Annotated in this window: 19 protein-coding genes; 14 read left to right on the forward strand and 5 right to left on the reverse strand. The window is 62.0% G+C overall.

What is annotated here, in order from left to right:
• Positions 1 to 9: 9 nt before the first annotated feature.
• Positions 10 to 795, reverse strand: coding sequence for a cytochrome C assembly family protein (locus tag B058_RS0103375; RefSeq protein ID WP_040723251.1), 786 nt, complete (start codon positions 793 to 795; stop codon positions 10 to 12).
• A gap of 69 nt (positions 796 to 864) precedes the next feature.
• Between B058_RS0103375 and ffh the strand changes: the two genes are divergently transcribed.
• From ffh to xerD, 9 genes are all read left to right on the forward strand, one after another.
• Entirely contained in the window at positions 865 to 2,208 is a 1,344-nt protein-coding gene (gene ffh, locus B058_RS0103380; protein WP_018507067.1) for a signal recognition particle protein, read from the forward strand.
• 73 nt (positions 2,209 to 2,281) lie between these two features.
• Entirely contained in the window at positions 2,282 to 2,533 is a 252-nt protein-coding gene (gene rpsP, locus B058_RS0103385) for a 30S ribosomal protein S16 (protein ID WP_018507068.1), read from the forward strand.
• A gap of 57 nt (positions 2,534 to 2,590) precedes the next feature.
• Positions 2,591 to 3,070 (forward strand): ribosome maturation factor RimM, encoded by a 480-nt coding sequence (gene rimM, locus B058_RS0103390; RefSeq protein WP_018507069.1) that lies wholly within the window; start codon positions 2,591 to 2,593, stop codon positions 3,068 to 3,070.
• Positions 3,070 to 3,768, forward strand: coding sequence for a tRNA (guanosine(37)-N1)-methyltransferase TrmD (gene trmD, locus B058_RS0103395; protein ID WP_018507070.1), 699 nt, complete (start codon positions 3,070 to 3,072; stop codon positions 3,766 to 3,768). Before rimM ends, trmD begins: the two co-directional genes overlap by 1 nt.
• A gap of 135 nt (positions 3,769 to 3,903) precedes the next feature.
• Positions 3,904 to 4,287 carry a 50S ribosomal protein L19 gene (gene rplS / locus B058_RS0103400; protein WP_018507071.1) on the forward strand — a complete coding sequence of 128 codons (384 nt, stop codon included), beginning with the start codon at positions 3,904 to 3,906 and terminating at the stop codon, positions 4,285 to 4,287.
• A 155-nt stretch (positions 4,288 to 4,442) separates the two neighbouring features.
• On the forward strand, positions 4,443 to 5,030 hold the full coding sequence (locus B058_RS0103405; RefSeq protein ID WP_018507072.1) for a TetR/AcrR family transcriptional regulator: 588 nt from the start codon (positions 4,443 to 4,445) through the stop codon (positions 5,028 to 5,030).
• A 19-nt stretch (positions 5,031 to 5,049) separates the two neighbouring features.
• Positions 5,050 to 5,268, forward strand: a complete 219-nt coding sequence (locus B058_RS18000) for a hypothetical protein (RefSeq protein ID WP_081616715.1) — start codon at positions 5,050 to 5,052, stop codon at positions 5,266 to 5,268.
• A gap of 72 nt (positions 5,269 to 5,340) precedes the next feature.
• Positions 5,341 to 5,811 (forward strand): methylated-DNA--[protein]-cysteine S-methyltransferase, encoded by a 471-nt coding sequence (locus B058_RS0103410; RefSeq protein ID WP_026240600.1) that lies wholly within the window; start codon positions 5,341 to 5,343, stop codon positions 5,809 to 5,811.
• Positions 5,792 to 6,682: a site-specific tyrosine recombinase XerD gene (gene xerD / locus B058_RS0103415; protein ID WP_018507074.1), complete on the forward strand. Its 891-nt coding sequence runs from the start codon at positions 5,792 to 5,794 to the stop codon at positions 6,680 to 6,682. The genes B058_RS0103410 and xerD overlap by 20 nt, the downstream gene beginning before the upstream one ends.
• A gap of 3 nt (positions 6,683 to 6,685) precedes the next feature.
• On the opposite strand, the gene B058_RS0103420 is transcribed toward xerD, so the two are convergent.
• From B058_RS0103420 to B058_RS0103430, 3 genes are read right to left on the reverse strand one after another with little or no spacing between them, the layout of a single operon-like run.
• A complete protein-coding gene (locus B058_RS0103420) occupies positions 6,686 to 7,636 on the reverse strand; it encodes a M14 family metallopeptidase (RefSeq protein WP_018507075.1) in 951 nt (316 codons plus the stop codon).
• A 2-nt stretch (positions 7,637 to 7,638) separates the two neighbouring features.
• Positions 7,639 to 8,376: a sulfite exporter TauE/SafE family protein gene (locus B058_RS0103425; protein WP_018507076.1), complete on the reverse strand. Its 738-nt coding sequence runs from the start codon at positions 8,374 to 8,376 to the stop codon at positions 7,639 to 7,641.
• A complete protein-coding gene (locus B058_RS0103430; protein WP_018507077.1) occupies positions 8,373 to 8,735 on the reverse strand; it encodes a dihydroneopterin aldolase in 363 nt (120 codons plus the stop codon). The genes B058_RS0103425 and B058_RS0103430 overlap by 4 nt, the downstream gene beginning before the upstream one ends.
• A gap of 69 nt (positions 8,736 to 8,804) precedes the next feature.
• Here B058_RS0103430 and plsY point away from each other — a divergent pair, with 69 nt between their 5' ends.
• Both plsY and B058_RS0103440 read left to right on the forward strand, forming a co-directional pair.
• Positions 8,805 to 9,407: a glycerol-3-phosphate 1-O-acyltransferase PlsY gene (plsY, locus tag B058_RS0103435; protein ID WP_018507078.1), complete on the forward strand. Its 603-nt coding sequence runs from the start codon at positions 8,805 to 8,807 to the stop codon at positions 9,405 to 9,407.
• Between the two features lie 16 nt (positions 9,408 to 9,423).
• Positions 9,424 to 10,224: a hypothetical protein gene (locus tag B058_RS0103440; RefSeq protein WP_018507079.1), complete on the forward strand. Its 801-nt coding sequence runs from the start codon at positions 9,424 to 9,426 to the stop codon at positions 10,222 to 10,224.
• A 4-nt stretch (positions 10,225 to 10,228) separates the two neighbouring features.
• On the opposite strand, the gene tsaD is transcribed toward B058_RS0103440, so the two are convergent.
• Positions 10,229 to 11,239: a tRNA (adenosine(37)-N6)-threonylcarbamoyltransferase complex transferase subunit TsaD gene (gene tsaD / locus B058_RS0103445; RefSeq protein WP_018507080.1), complete on the reverse strand. Its 1,011-nt coding sequence runs from the start codon at positions 11,237 to 11,239 to the stop codon at positions 10,229 to 10,231.
• 80 nt (positions 11,240 to 11,319) lie between these two features.
• On the opposite strand from tsaD, the gene rpsU reads away from it, so the two are divergent.
• The 3 genes from rpsU to dnaG are packed head-to-tail and all read left to right on the forward strand — an operon-like array spanning position 11,320 to position 13,745.
• Positions 11,320 to 11,532 carry a 30S ribosomal protein S21 gene (gene rpsU / locus B058_RS0103450; protein WP_011312897.1) on the forward strand — a complete coding sequence of 71 codons (213 nt, stop codon included), beginning with the start codon at positions 11,320 to 11,322 and terminating at the stop codon, positions 11,530 to 11,532.
• 29 nt (positions 11,533 to 11,561) lie between these two features.
• Positions 11,562 to 12,008 (forward strand): GatB/YqeY domain-containing protein, encoded by a 447-nt coding sequence (locus B058_RS0103455; protein ID WP_018507081.1) that lies wholly within the window; start codon positions 11,562 to 11,564, stop codon positions 12,006 to 12,008.
• Positions 12,009 to 12,050: 42 nt separating this feature from the next.
• Positions 12,051 to 13,745 carry a DNA primase gene (gene dnaG / locus B058_RS0103460; protein WP_018507082.1) on the forward strand — a complete coding sequence of 565 codons (1,695 nt, stop codon included), beginning with the start codon at positions 12,051 to 12,053 and terminating at the stop codon, positions 13,743 to 13,745.
• The last annotated feature ends 100 nt before the right edge of the window (positions 13,746 to 13,845 follow it).

Genomic DNA, 13,845 nt, shown 5'->3' on the forward strand with positions numbered 1-13,845 from the left:
AGAATTGCCTCAACGCCTGAGTATCACTTCGAGCACAAACTGGGTACCCAGATAGGCCAGCAACAGCAGGGTGAACCCGGTAATCGTCCAGACCAGCGCCGTACGCCCACGCCAGCCGCGGAAATGCCTTCCGAGGAGCAGCCCCCCGAAAACCAGCCAGGACAGAATGGCGAACACGATCTTGTGGGTAAACTGCAGCGGCGTACCGAACAGTTCCTCCGAAAAAAATACCCCGCTGAATACCGCCAGGGTCAACAGTGCAAACCCCACACCGATAGTTTTGAACAGCATCGCTTCCAGCGTCAGCAAAGGCGGTGCTCCACCCTGAAGGAACGCGCCGCGATGCAGTTGTTTTTCCAACATGGTCATCATCACCGCATGCAAGGCGGCCACCGCCAGTAAGCCATAGGCAAGGAAAGACACCACCAGATGCGCGCGCAGGGTCAGTGCCTGCGAATCGGGAATGGCGTGGGTCTCGGTAAAAACCGCCATGAGCAGCACGGATAGCGCCGCCAGGCCGCTGACCCACGACTGCAGACGCGCCAGCGGAGCGCCCTGGCTGGCCAGCCAGTACGTCAGCGCGGTCAGCCATAGGATCGTCGACAGGGAGTTGCCGAATCCCAGCCGGATGTCGCCCTGCCCCAGCGCCGAATTGAAGATCAACGCACCGTGCGCCAGCAAGGCCAGCGGCGTCAGCACGCGAACGGACGGAGCGGACGGCGTGCGTTGCAGGCGCCAGGCAATCCAGCCATACAGCGCGCTCACGCACAAAGTAACCAGCAAGAGTGGAGACATTCGTTAAAATGGATATCGGATTCAGCCAGCCTCATTATCCATGCCGCCCATAGCGGCAACAAGGAAGCCATGTTAGAAAATCTCAGCGGACGCCTCGCCGGCGTCGTCAAATCCCTACGCGGGCAGGCACGCATCACCGAGGCCAACGTACAGGACACCCTGCGCCAGGTGCGCCTCGCCCTGCTGGAAGCTGACGTTGCGCTACCGGTGGTCAAGGACTTCATCGAAGCGGTCAAGACCCGCGCGCTGGGCCAGGAAGTGCTCACCAGCCTGTCGCCTGGCCAAGCATTGATCGGGATTGTCCACGAAGAGCTCACCCGCCTGATGGGCGGAGAAAACGCCGAACTGAACCTTGCCGCCACACCACCCGCGGTGATTTTGATGGCCGGCCTGCAGGGTTCAGGCAAGACCACGACCAGCGGCAAGCTCGCGCTGCTGCTGAAAAACCGCAAGAAGAAAGTCCTGCTCGCCTCCGTCGATGTCTACCGACCCGCCGCCATCGACCAGCTGCGCCAGCTCGGCAAGCAGCTCGATGTCGCTTTCTTCGAGGCAGGCGACGAACGCGACCCGCTGAAAATCGCACAGGCCGCGCAGGATCACGCGCGCAAGCAATTCTACGACGTACTCATCGTCGACACCGCCGGCCGCCTGGCGATCGACGAGGCAATGATGAACGAGATCAAGGCGCTGCACGCCGCGGTCCGGCCCATCGAGACGCTGTTCGTCGTCGATGCCATGCAAGGCCAGGACGCCGTCAACGTCGCCAAGGCTTTCAATGAAGCGCTGCCGCTCACCGGCGTGGTGCTGACCAAGCTCGACGGCGATGCGCGCGGCGGGGCGGCGCTATCGGTGCGCCACATTACGGGCAAGCCGCTCAAGTTCATCGGCGTCGGCGAAAAGCCCACCGGGCTGGAAGCCTTCCATCCCGAACGCATGGCGCAGCGCATCCTCGGCATGGGCGACGTGCTCTCGCTGATCGAACAGGCACAAGGCTCGGTCGATCTGGCCGAAGCCAAGAAACTCGCCGACAAGGTCAAGAAGGGCAAGGACTTCGACCTCGAGGACTTCAAGGCGCAAATCCAGCAGATGCGCAAAATGGGCGGCCTCTCCGCACTCATGGACAAGCTCCCCGGCGCGGGACAGATGACCATGCCGGCAGGCGCCGACGACAAGGCGATCAACCGGGTCGAAGGCATCATCAATAGCATGACCCCGCTGGAGCGCCGCAAACCCGACATCATCAAAGCCTCGCGCAAGCGCCGCATTGCCGCCGGCGCGGGCGTACAGGTGCAGGAGGTCAACAAACTGCTGAACCAGTTTGAACAAGCCCAGAAGATGATGAAAATGATGGGCAAGGGCGGGTTGAGCAAGATGATGCGCGGCATGAAAGGCATGCTGCCGGGAATGCGGTAATCCCTGCCCACTGGCAAGACAGGGATTTTTGGGTATAATTCGCGGTTTTCTCCGTTTACCGGTGGGTTGAATCATGGTCGTTATTCGTCTTTCGCGCGGCGGCGCCAAAAACCGTCCTTTCTACAACGTAGTGGTCGCTGACTCGCGCTGCCGCCGTGATGGCCGCTTCATCGAGCGCGTCGGTTTCTACAACCCGGTGGCCGCTGAAGGCGCCGAAGCTGTGCGCCTGGATCAGGACCGCATCGGTTATTGGGTGAGCAACGGTGCCCAGATGTCTGACACCGTCGCCCGTCTGGTCAAGCAGAACAAGCCCGCTGCTGCCTGATTTGTCTGAAACCGAAGCCTGGGTCGGCTGTCTGCATTGAATAATGACTGGGTCGTTATGGGGCGCATCGCCGCCCCGTTCGGCATCAAGGGCTGGGTCAAGGTCCAGCCCTACAGCGAAGACCCGGGCGCGCTGATGGATTTCGAATCCTGGCGTGTCGGGCGCGGTGAACAGCAGACGCATTACACCGTCGAGATCATCCAGGACCACGGCAAAGCCCTGGTCGCCAAACTGGCGGGCATCGACGACCGCGACGCGGCGTATGCCCTGCGCGGACAGGAAATCTCGGTGGCGAAAAGCGCATTGCCGCCGCCAGAAGAGAATGAGTTTTACTGGTCGGACCTGATTGGCCTGACCGTGGTGAACCGTGAAGGCATCGAGTTGGGCAAGGTCGACAGCCTGATGGAAAGCGGGGCGAACGACTTGCTGGTCGTCAAAGGCACGCGCGAACACCTGATTCCGTTCGTCGCGGCCTTTGTTGGCAAGGTCGATCTGGCAGGCGGAACGATCGAGGTGGACTGGGGCGAAGACTACTGATGCGCTTCGATGCGGTCACGCTCTTCCCCGAGATGTTCGATGCCGTACTGGATTACGGCATCACGCGGCGGGCACTGGATCGCGGGGTGTACCGGTTCAAGGCCTGGAATCCGCGCGATTTCACCGATGATCCGCACCGCACGGTGGATGACCGGCCCTATGGCGGCGGCCCCGGCATGCTGATGCTGGCCGAGCCGCTGGACCGCACGCTGAACGCTGTGCAGCAGGACTTGGCCGGCGAGAATTTGACGCCGTGGGTGGTGCATTTTTCACCCCGGGGTCGTCCGCTGACGCAGCAGCGGGTGATGGAATTGAAGGAAAGGTCTGCACTGGTATTGCTGTGTGGCCGCTATGAAGGCATCGACGAGCGGCTGCTGCAGCGCCGCGTGGACGAGGAGCTTTCGCTTGGCGACTTTGTGCTGTCGGGTGGCGAACTCCCCGCGTTGGCGCTGATGGATGCCCTCATCCGGCAGTTGCCGGGCGCGCTGAACGACGCCGAATCGGCCGCACAGGATTCGTTCAGCCACGGGCTGCTGGACTGTCCGCACTACACCCGGCCCGAGGTGTGGCAGGGCCTGGCAGTGCCCGAAGTGCTGAAAAGCGGCAACCATGCGGCGATTGCCAAATGGCGGCACGAAGAAAGCTTGCGGCTCACCGCCGCACTGCGGCCCGACCTGCTGGAGCAGGCGCGGAAGTAAACGGATTGACCAGCTTGCATAAGTTAGGCTGGAAATGAGCGGCGCTGGAGTTAAAACAAACCCCTGGGCCAATGTGAAACGGCGTGACGTCCGCCCGCCAGGGTGCACCTCTCCCGCCAGATGTAAGGAAACATCATGAACATCATCGAGCAACTCGAACAGGAAGAAATCGCCCGCCTGGGCAAAACCCTCCCCGTCTTCGCCCCCGGCGACACCGTCGTCGTTCAGGTGAAAGTGAAGGAAGGCAACCGCGAACGCCTGCAGGCTTACGAAGGCGTCGTCATCGCCAAGCGCAACCGTGGCCTCAACTCCGCCTTCACCGTGCGCAAGATCTCCGCTGGCGAAGGCGTCGAGCGCACTTTCCAGACCTACTCGCCGCTGGTCGCCAGTGTCGAAGTCAAGCGCCGTGGCGACGTGCGCCGCGCCAAGCTGTACTACCTGCGCGAGCGTTCCGGCAAGTCCGCCCGCATCAAGGAAAAGCTGCCCGCCCGCAAGGCTGCGGCCACAGCTGCGGAATAGACCGTTTCCTACTGCCCGCAACTACGCCCGCATCATGCGGGCGTAGTTGTTTGATCCCTTGCCAGATTGGCCTGTTTCACCCGCCCGCAAACCGTGCTTGACCGCGACCGCGTATCGCACTAAATTAGAACGAACGTTCGTTCTAATCACAGTCCATGTCAGTAGCCGCCCTTCAGCAGGAAGACACCCGCACGCTCGTGCTGGGTGCCGCGTTGCGCCTGTTCACCGAAAAAGGGTATTTCAATACGTCGGTTCATGACATCGGCCGCACGGCCGGCGTGAGCATAGGATCGATCTATCATCATTTCGGCGACAAGGAAGGGCTGGCACGCACGTTATACGCGGCGCTCACTGCCCGGATGCAACACCTCATCGATGGCGTCGTACGCAGGGAAGGCAGCAGCCACGACCAGGCCCGTGAACTGGTGGCCCGCCTTTTCGCTTGGGCCGAAGCCGAACCACGGGAAATGGCTTTCCTTCTATATGCCCGGCATCGTGAGTTTTTGCCGAATGAACCTCCGGTCTGCGCCTCGCGGCCGTTTGCCATGATGCGCGAGATGATCACCCGCGGCATCGCGCGCGGTGAAATCCGCCAGATGGATGTCATGGTCGCCTCCGCCAGCCTGTTCGGCGGCCCCATCCGCATGATTACCTCACGCCTGGACGGAATCCTGCCTCAACCCCTGCCAGGCTATCTGGACGAAGTCTGGGACTGTGCCTGGCGGGCAGTCGCAACAGCGTAAACTGCTTGAAGGAAGCCCTATGCACGCCCCCTCAGACTGTACAACCGAAGACCTTTGCGTCGGCTGCGTGTTCTACCCGCCCAACCTGCCGGCGCAGGCCTACTCCAAAGCAGACTGGACCATGCTACAGGCGCGTTCATGTGCATTTGAATATGTCCCGGGCACGCCGGATTGCCAAGTCACGCGCAAGACAAGCTGCAGCCTGGTCGACCTTGCTGCCACCCGTCCACCCCCCTGAAAGCCGGCCTCGGAAATCAGCTTCGCACCGTGACGTCCTGACAGGCTGCGTCTCCCCGCTTAGAATGCCATCATGCTTGCGTATGACGCCATCCTACCCGCCCCGATGTGCCGTCTCGGTGCCCGCTTCACCGGCGAGGTGCTGACACGGCTGGATTTTCTGCCCATCGAGACGCCCCTCTCCGACAGGCTGGACGCCCGCGCCCACCAACTAAGCCGCGAACTCGATGCCTACTGGCGCAATCCAGCTCATGCCTTCGCCTTGACCTACACACCGTTGGGCACCCCATTTCAGTTACGCGTATGGCATGCGCTGATGGCGATCCCTCTCGGGCGACCGACAACCTACGGCGCCTTGGCCAAACAGCTCGGCACGGCTGCGCGCGCGGTGGGGCAGGCCTGCGGATCCAATCCCTTGCCCATCCTCATTCCCTGCCATCGCGTCGTGGCGGTCAGCGGACTCGGAGGGTTCATGCACGCATCGAACGGCGCGCCTCTCGACGTGAAAACCTGGCTGCTGGCGCATGAGCGACGCTCTGATTGACCGGTTTTGCGATCATCTGTGGCTGGAAGACGGCCTGGCCGACCTCACGCTGGCAGCTTATCGGCGCGACCTGGAAACCTTCGCCTCCTGGTTGGGAAAAGAACGGGCACGCAGCCTGGATATGGTCGTCTCGGGTGATCTCGAAGCTTACCTGGCGTGGCGCTTCGCCCACCGCAGCCAGCCCAGCAGTGCGGCACGCTACAGTTCGGCGCTGAAACGCTTTTACCGTTATCTGCTGCGTGAAAACCTGATCGCCAGCGATCCCACGCTCAATCTGGACCGTCCCAAACTGCCGCGGGCGCTGCCCAAGACATTGACCGAAACGGATGTCGAACGCCTGCTCAACAGCGCCGATTCCGACACAACCCTGGGCCTGCGCGACCGTGCGATGCTGGAAACGCTGTATGCCACCGGCTTGCGAGTCTCGGAACTGGTAGGGCTGAAACTGACTGCACTCAATCTCAACGACGGCGTATTACGCGTCACCGGCAAGGGTAACAAGGATCGATTGGTACCGCTGGGCGAAGAATCGGTGCAATGGCTGCGGCGCTATATGGCGGAAGCCCGCCCGCAGTTGCTGGAAAAGCGTCTTTCCGACGCCGTATTCGTCACTGCGCGCGGCGAAGGCATGACGCGCCAGGCATTCTGGCATCTCATCAAGCGCCGCGCACTGGCCACCGGAATCACCCGTCCGCTGTCACCGCACACATTGCGTCACGCCTTTGCCACCCACTTGCTGAATCATGGCGCCGACCTGCGGGTCGTGCAGATGCTGCTCGGGCACAGCGACATTTCCACTACGCAGATCTACACCCACGTCGCACGCGAGCGGCTGAAGCAGTTGCATGCACAACACCATCCGCGCGGCTGAACGTCACACGCGCGCGCTCGGCTTTGCCAGATAGAACCATTCCTGGCCAGGCTGCGCATTGGGGTTGGGAAACACGATGTAGCCTTCACGATCAGCTGCCACCGGCGCCCCGTCGTGGCGCATGCCGATGATTTCGCCGGCATGCACGCGATCGAAGCTGGCCCAGTCGCGAACGAATTGATCGTCGGCATGGCCGCGATCGACGACCTGATACAGACGTAGTGCCTCGGTATCGGCCACGGCTGCCGGCTTGGCCGACGCCGACAATCCCAGATGCGCCAGCGTATTGCGAATGGCACGATAAGCCACCTGAGGCGCGGCAGGATCGTCGTGCTGCCCGCATTCAAGGGTGAGCGCGATGCCGCCCTGCGCCCGCATGTATTCGGTGGTGCCCACGCCGTAATGCACGTCGGCCTCGCGTGCCGACACCCCGGCCGCCAAGCGGCGCGCGACACCTGCGGCATAGGTATCGAGCCAGCCGTCGACGAATCGGCGAACCCCCAGCCGCAACGCCAGCGCGGTTTCCTCCTGCGAACGTGCAAACGGCTCCAGCAAGCCCTGGTTGTCTTCTGGACCCAACATGGCGAAAGGCTCGCCCGCAGTGTGAAACGAATGCAGATCGAGCAGCGCGTCATGCTGTGCCAGCAACGGGCACAGCCAGTTGGCAATGCGATCCTCGAACTCGACCGGGGTTTCAGTGGGCACGAGATTGCGGTTGAGATTGCGGTCCCCCATGCGTTGATGGCGTGCATAGGCCAACGGGTTGGTGACCGGCACGAAGGTCACGCTTCCTGCCACGATGTTCAGTTGTCCGGACTCGATCTCGGCAATTACGCGGCGGATCGCCTGTGTCCCGCAAGTTTCGTTACCGTGCACCGCACCCAGCACGATAAGGCGCGTTCCCGACTCCAGACCGCTGAATGACACGGATTGGAAATGCAACGATTCAAGCATATTCATGCATGCAAGGCCTTGAACAAAAGCGACACGCTCGATCCCAGCAGCAGTACACCGACCAGACGCGTCATCAGCAATGGGCTCAACCCGATATGCGCGCGCCCACCCAGATAGAGTCCGCCCAGCATGAGCGGCAGCGCAGCAAAATAGGCGGTCCACACCTTGGCACTCATCAGTAGCCCAGCTATCAGGAAACTGACGATGCGGGACATGCCATCCGCGAAGAATAGTGCGGAAAACGTCGCTCGCAGATCGCTTTTGTCACGAATGCGATGGGTCAGGTAAATGACATAAGGAGGCCAGCCAGTACCGAACAACGCGCCGACCGTCCCCCCCGTCAGCGCGGCCGGCACGGCCCAGCCGCGCGCGATCAGCTTGTCGCCGCGGATATTGAATACACTGCGAACCGCAAAGACGAAGACAAACCCGGCCAGCGCAATCATCACGGGGCCGGACGGCAAATTGACCAAGAGACTGGTGCCCAGCATCACGCCGAGGATGCCGAATGGAATCAGCATCCCGATTTCGCTCCATTTCACACGCCCGAAATTGAAGCTACCCATTACCACCGAAGCAGTGAAATCCAGCAGCAGGGCCAGTGGCACCACGAATTTCAGTGGAAAAATCAGCGCCAGCAAAGGCACTGAGATCAGCCCCGACCCAAAGCCGGTGATACCACGGATGAAATACGCCACCAGCAGGATGACCGCCATGAGGGCGATCTGCTCAACGCTCACAGACGCGTGCCGCGCTCAATGGTGATGCCGAGTTCCTTGATGCCCGGCACGATGGCGAACTTGGTTACCGACACTTTCACCCACGGCGCGCCGAATTCACCGCGGATAATGGCCGCCACATGTTCGGCGACCGACTCGACCAGCGTGATCGGTTGCGGCGCGTTGTGCAGGTAGTCTTTCACCCGCACAGCCACCGCCCCATAGTCGATGGTGTCGGCCACGTTGTCGGTCCCGCTGGCCTTGCTGTCGGGCAAGCCGATTTCCAGATCGAGCCGAACCGGCTGCGGAACTTTGCGTTCCCACTCGTATATGCCGATAATCAGCTCGAGACGGAAGTCCCGCAAAAATAGAATATCCATTGTCTTGATCATCCACGGCGGCGCTCACCAACAAGCCCGCCCAAAACCCGCCATTTTACTGACTTGTTTATGACCACGCTGTTGTTTATTGCCGTTGCCTATTTGCTTGGTTCGCTGTCGTTTGCCGTGATCGTCAGCCGTGCCATGCGCCTGCCCGACCCGCGCAGCTTCGGATCGGGCAATCCCGGCGCCACCAACGTGCTGCGCACCGGACGCAAGGCTGCGGCCGCGCTGACGCTCCTTGGCGACGCGCTCAAGGGCTGGGTGGCCGTGGTGCTGGCGCGCATGCTGGCTCCGCAGTTCGATTTGTCTGAAGACATTGCTCTGCTGTGCGCGCTGGCCGTGTTCATCGGCCACCTGTTTCCGGTGTTTTTCCGCTTCAAGGGCGGCAAAGGCGTGGCCACGGCACTCGGCCTGCTGCTCGGCCTCAACCCATGGCTCGGCCTGGCATGCCTGGCAACCTGGCTGCTCATGGCCGGGTTATTCCGCATTTCCTCACTGGCCGCCTTGACCACCGCCGTGCTGGCTCCAGTCTATTCAGGCCTGCTGATGGGTTGGGGCAATACGGCCATGACCGTGTTGGTAGTCGCCCTCCTGCTGGTCTATCGTCACAAGAGCAATCTCATCAAACTGGTAACCGGCCAGGAAGGACGTATCGGCGCTCGCTCCTGACCCTATCTCACTGAACATGGCCTTCTTCGACAAAAGCATCGAGCACGCAAAGGAAAGTCTCGCCGAGGTGTCGCGCGAAGCGATCGACCACGCGGGCGAACGCCTGTCGGATGTCGTCAAGGAAGGCGTGTCGCAGGCCGGCACCGAACTGAAGGATGTCATCTGGCGCGCCAGCCAGGAGATCGACGCCAAGCTCGACAAGATTTCCGACGAACTGCATGAACAGCGCCAGTTCACCAAGGACGACGTACGCGAACTGGTCGACTATGCCGGCGAACGGCTGGGTTCCCTGATGGATGCCCGCATCGTCCACGCCAAGGCGGAATTTTCATCGCTGGTGCAGGAAAAGGTCGAATACTTCAAGCGCGAAGTCGATAGTTTCTTCATCGAACGACAGCGTGACCTCGCCCGCGAACGGCGGCGCCTGTTCATCAACGTGGCCATCGCGATCCTGGCGTCACTGTCGCTGGGTTTCGTCTCCTGGCTATACCACCAGTATCTCGGCGGCGGACTGGACGTGTTCGCCATCTTCCGCATCGTGTTTGCTTCGCTGGCCGGAGGCTACGCAGCTTACCTCGCGGTCAAGCTGCTGCGGCGCTGGCTGTCGATGTCGGAACACAAGAAGGACACGCTGTTCCTAGTTAGCCGCTACTGGGGCGTGCTGCGCCCGGAAAGCATTTTCAGCACGGTAATCCTAGTGTGCCTGATGGCCGTTCTGGTGGGGTTCTTGCTGTTCCCGGATCAGATTGCCCACTTCACCGGTGGTGAAAAATGGCTCAAGGCCTTGCGCGAGGCCTACCCAATGTTCCGCAGATAATGGTTTACACGGCATCAAGCGTCGCCAACTCCCAACGCGGTTTGACCGCAAACGTCAGGTCAGATGTCTTCATATGCGTCGCCAACCTCTGCGCGCCAGCGTAGGCGATCATCGCGCCGTTGTCGGTGCAGAACTCCAGCCGGGGATAGAACACGCTGATCCCGCGCATTGCCGCCTCACGCGTAAGCTGTTCTCGCAGATGCGCGTTGGCGCCCACGCCGCCGGCAACCACCAGCCGCGTCACACCGCTGTGGACACAGGCTGCCAGGCTCTTGCTCACCAGCACGTCCACCGCCGCCGCCTGAAACGCCGCCGCGATGTCGGCCGCCTGATCCAGCCCTTGCTTACGCACCAGTGTCAGCACCGCAGTTTTCAAGCCGCTGAAACTGAAATCGAAATCGCCCGAATTGAGCATCGGGCGCGGCAAGGTAAAGCGGCTGGCGTCGCCCGTGGCCGCCAGTTTCGACAGCGCCGGCCCGCCCGGATAGCCCAGGCCCAGCAATTGTGCAGTCTTGTCGAAGGCCTCGCCGGCCGCGTCGTCGAGCGTCTCGCCCAGCAGCGTGTAGCGGCCAACGCCCGACACCCGCATCAACTGCGTGTGCCCGCCCGACACCAGCAAGGCGACGAAGGGGAATTCCGGTGGCGTATCGGAAATCAGCGGCGACAGCATATGGCCTTCCAGATGGTGTACGCCGACTGCCGGAATATTCAGCGAAAACGCCAACGCGCGCGCCATCCCCGCCCCCACCAGCAGAGCGCCGGCAAGCCCCGGCCCTTGCGTATAAGCGATGCCGTCGAGTTCGGCCAGTGTGCACCCACTCTCAGCCAGAACCTGGCGTGTCAAAGGCAGCACGCGCCGGATATGGTCACGCGACGCCAGTTCGGGCACCACGCCGCCATAGTCGTTATGCATGGCGATCTGTGAATAGAGCGCGTGCGCCAGCAGGCCGCGCACGCTGTCATACAGCGCAACACCGGTTTCATCGCAGGACGACTCGACGCCAAGTACCAACATAGGGGAAACAGGGGACTGGAAAAATCCGTGAGGGCTTGCTATTATTGTCGTTTTTCCCGTTTCCCGGAAGCCACTGTCACATGCCTCACGTCAAAGTCAAAGAAAATGAGCCGTTCGACGTCGCCCTGCGTCGTTTCAAGCGTTCCATCGAAAAAGTCGGCCTGCTGACCGAACTGCGCGCCCGCGAGTTCTACGAGAAGCCCACCGCCGAACGCAAGCGCAAGCTCGCCGCCGCAGTCAAGCGCCAGAGCAAGCGCCTGCGCAGCCAGCAACTCCCCCCCAAGATGTATTGATTCCGCGCTGACGCGGAATCTTCCCACGCATGTCGCTCAAGGCACGCATCACTGACGACATGAAAACTGCCATGCGCGCCAAAGAGATGGCGCGCCTCGGCACGATCCGTCTACTGTTGGCTGCCATCAAGCAGAGAGAAGTCGACGAGCGTATCGAACTGGACGATGCAGCAATCAGCAACATCGTCGAAAAACTCATCAAGCAACGCAAGGATTCCATCAGCCAGTTCCAGGTTGCCGGTCGTGACGACTTGGTGGCGGCCGAACAGGCCGAACTCGCCGTGCTGCAGGCCTACCTGCCCGAACAGCTCTCCGCCGCCGAAGTCGAAGCCGCAGTTGCTGCGGCCATTGCCGAATCCGGCGCGTCCAGCGCCAAGGACATGGGCAAGGTCATGGGTCTGCTGAAACCCCGCCTTGCCGGCCGTGCCGACATGGGACAGGTCTCCGCGCTGATCAAGGCCCGTCTCGCAGGCTGATCCCATCCGGCGCGACGCGCCCGGGTTTATCATGCGGTCATCATGATTCCGCGCGATTTCATCGATACCCTGCTCGCCCGCGTCGACGTCGTCGATGTCATCGACCGCCGTGTGCCGCTGAAGAAAGCCGGGCAGAATTACCAAGCCTGCTGTCCTTTCCACAGCGAAAAAACCCCCTCCTTCACCGTCAGCCCGACCAAACAGTTCTATCACTGCTTCGGCTGCGGCGCACATGGCACCGCGCTCGGCTTCCTCATGGAATACGAGCACATGAGCTTCCCCGATGCGGTGGCGGCACTGGCCCAGGACGTCGGCCTGCCCGTGCCCGAGTCCGGCGAGCCCGAGCGCCCCAAACCGCCGCCCGCGCTGTGGGACGCGCTCGAACAGGCGGCGCAGTTCTACAAGAAACAGCTCAAACAGACCCCTCGCGCGATCGATTATCTGAAGCGCCGCGGCCTGACCGGCGCCATCGCCGCCCGCTACGGCATCGGCTACTCGCCGGAGGGCTCCCCATTGAAGCAGGTCTTCGACGACTACGCGGCGGACGCCATCGCCGCCTCGGGCCTCGTCATCGATGGCGATCACGGGCGCTACGACCGCTTCCGCGACCGCATCATGTTTCCCATCAGGAACGTCAAGGGCCAGATCGTCGGTTTCGGCGGGCGCATCCTCGACCAGGGCGAACCGAAATACCTCAATTCGCCGGAAACCCCGCTGTTCCACAAGGGTTCGGAAATCTACGGCCTGTTCGAGGCGCGCGCCGCGATCAAGACGGCCGGGCGCGTCGTCGTGGTCGAAGGCTACATGGACGTGGTCGCACTGGCACAACTCGGCGTGGAGTTCGCCGTCGCAACCCTCGGCACCGCCACCACGCCGATCCATGCGCGCACCTTGCTGCGCCACACCGACCGCCTGGTCTATGCCTTCGACGGCGACAATGCCGGGCGCAAGGCCGCCTGGCGCGCGCTTGAAAATTCGCTGGAAGCGTTGCAGGACGGCAAGGAAGTCAGTTTCCTGTTTCTGCCGGAAGGCGAGGACCCGGACAGCTATATCCGTACCCACGGCCGCGACGCGTTCCTGCACCTGCTGGACACCGACACCCTGCCGCTGTCCGCCTTTCTTGTGCGCGAACTGACACGCAACCGCAAACTCGACAGCCAGGAAGGCCGGGCCGCCCTGATCAAGGACGCCAAGCCCCTGCTGGAGAAAATCGCCGCGCCCCTGCTGGCCAGCTTGATCCAGCGACAGATTGCGGAACTTGCGCACCTCCAGGCTGACGAACTCAGCCGCCTCGGGCTCAAACCCATCGCGCCGCGCCGCCCTCTCCCGCGTCCGCAGCGCCGCCCAGCGCCATCGCGGGTGCGCAGTCTGGCACGCACCCTGTTGATGAATCCACAGCGGGTTGCCGAGGTCGAACTCTGCTGGCTCGACGTAAACGACCCGCTGAGCGGTCCTGCGGGCGAACTGATGGCCTGGCTGCGCGAGGTTGGCCCGCTCAAGCCGCAGACCCTCAGCGAAACGGCCAAAGGCAGTGTGCTGAAGCCCTTGATCGATGAGTTGATGACCGATTTGCTCGACAAAGACGACACCTGGGACTGGAACGCGGAGTTCGATGGCGCCGTCAAACAGTTACGCGACGATTGGCGCAGGCGAAGGCAACAGGAACTGGCCATGCGCCCGCTCGGCAGTTTGAGCGCCAGCGAGCGCCAGGAGTTGACTGAACTGGCACGTTCCTAGCTTGCCAGAAACGGCAAGACAAAGTGCCGGCTTGCGGTATAATTGCCGGTTTTTGAACGATTTTTTCTGTCCGCGTGCGATGCGCGGGGGCGGAACCTGA

The sequence above is a fragment of the Thiobacillus thioparus DSM 505 genome (assembly GCF_000373385.1).
Lineage (GTDB): Bacteria > Pseudomonadota > Gammaproteobacteria > Burkholderiales > Thiobacillaceae > Thiobacillus > Thiobacillus thioparus.

What these genes read in the sequence shown, in the direction of transcription:
- tsaD (WP_018507080.1), bottom strand. Translation starts at nt 11,239, where the DNA reads ATGTTGGTACTTGGCGTCGAGTCGTCCTGCGATGAAACCGGTGTTGCG.
- dnaG (WP_018507082.1), top strand. Translation starts at nt 12,051, where the DNA reads ATGATTCCGCGCGATTTCATCGATACCCTGCTCGCCCGCGTCGACGTC.
- rimM (WP_018507069.1), top strand. Translation starts at nt 2,591, where the DNA reads ATGGGGCGCATCGCCGCCCCGTTCGGCATCAAGGGCTGGGTCAAGGTC.
- B058_RS0103375 (WP_040723251.1), bottom strand. Translation starts at nt 795, where the DNA reads ATGTCTCCACTCTTGCTGGTTACTTTGTGCGTGAGCGCGCTGTATGGC.
- rpsU (WP_011312897.1), top strand. Translation starts at nt 11,320, where the DNA reads ATGCCTCACGTCAAAGTCAAAGAAAATGAGCCGTTCGACGTCGCCCTG.
- plsY (WP_018507078.1), top strand. Translation starts at nt 8,805, where the DNA reads ATGACCACGCTGTTGTTTATTGCCGTTGCCTATTTGCTTGGTTCGCTG.
- B058_RS18000 (WP_081616715.1), top strand. Translation starts at nt 5,050, where the DNA reads ATGCACGCCCCCTCAGACTGTACAACCGAAGACCTTTGCGTCGGCTGC.
- rplS (WP_018507071.1), top strand. Translation starts at nt 3,904, where the DNA reads ATGAACATCATCGAGCAACTCGAACAGGAAGAAATCGCCCGCCTGGGC.
- rpsP (WP_018507068.1), top strand. Translation starts at nt 2,282, where the DNA reads ATGGTCGTTATTCGTCTTTCGCGCGGCGGCGCCAAAAACCGTCCTTTC.
- B058_RS0103430 (WP_018507077.1), bottom strand. Translation starts at nt 8,735, where the DNA reads ATGGATATTCTATTTTTGCGGGACTTCCGTCTCGAGCTGATTATCGGC.
- xerD (WP_018507074.1), top strand. Translation starts at nt 5,792, where the DNA reads ATGAGCGACGCTCTGATTGACCGGTTTTGCGATCATCTGTGGCTGGAA.
- B058_RS0103410 (WP_026240600.1), top strand. Translation starts at nt 5,341, where the DNA reads ATGCTTGCGTATGACGCCATCCTACCCGCCCCGATGTGCCGTCTCGGT.
- B058_RS0103455 (WP_018507081.1), top strand. Translation starts at nt 11,562, where the DNA reads ATGTCGCTCAAGGCACGCATCACTGACGACATGAAAACTGCCATGCGC.
- trmD (WP_018507070.1), top strand. Translation starts at nt 3,070, where the DNA reads ATGCGCTTCGATGCGGTCACGCTCTTCCCCGAGATGTTCGATGCCGTA.
- B058_RS0103440 (WP_018507079.1), top strand. Translation starts at nt 9,424, where the DNA reads ATGGCCTTCTTCGACAAAAGCATCGAGCACGCAAAGGAAAGTCTCGCC.
- ffh (WP_018507067.1), top strand. Translation starts at nt 865, where the DNA reads ATGTTAGAAAATCTCAGCGGACGCCTCGCCGGCGTCGTCAAATCCCTA.
- B058_RS0103405 (WP_018507072.1), top strand. Translation starts at nt 4,443, where the DNA reads ATGTCAGTAGCCGCCCTTCAGCAGGAAGACACCCGCACGCTCGTGCTG.
- B058_RS0103420 (WP_018507075.1), bottom strand. Translation starts at nt 7,636, where the DNA reads ATGCTTGAATCGTTGCATTTCCAATCCGTGTCATTCAGCGGTCTGGAG.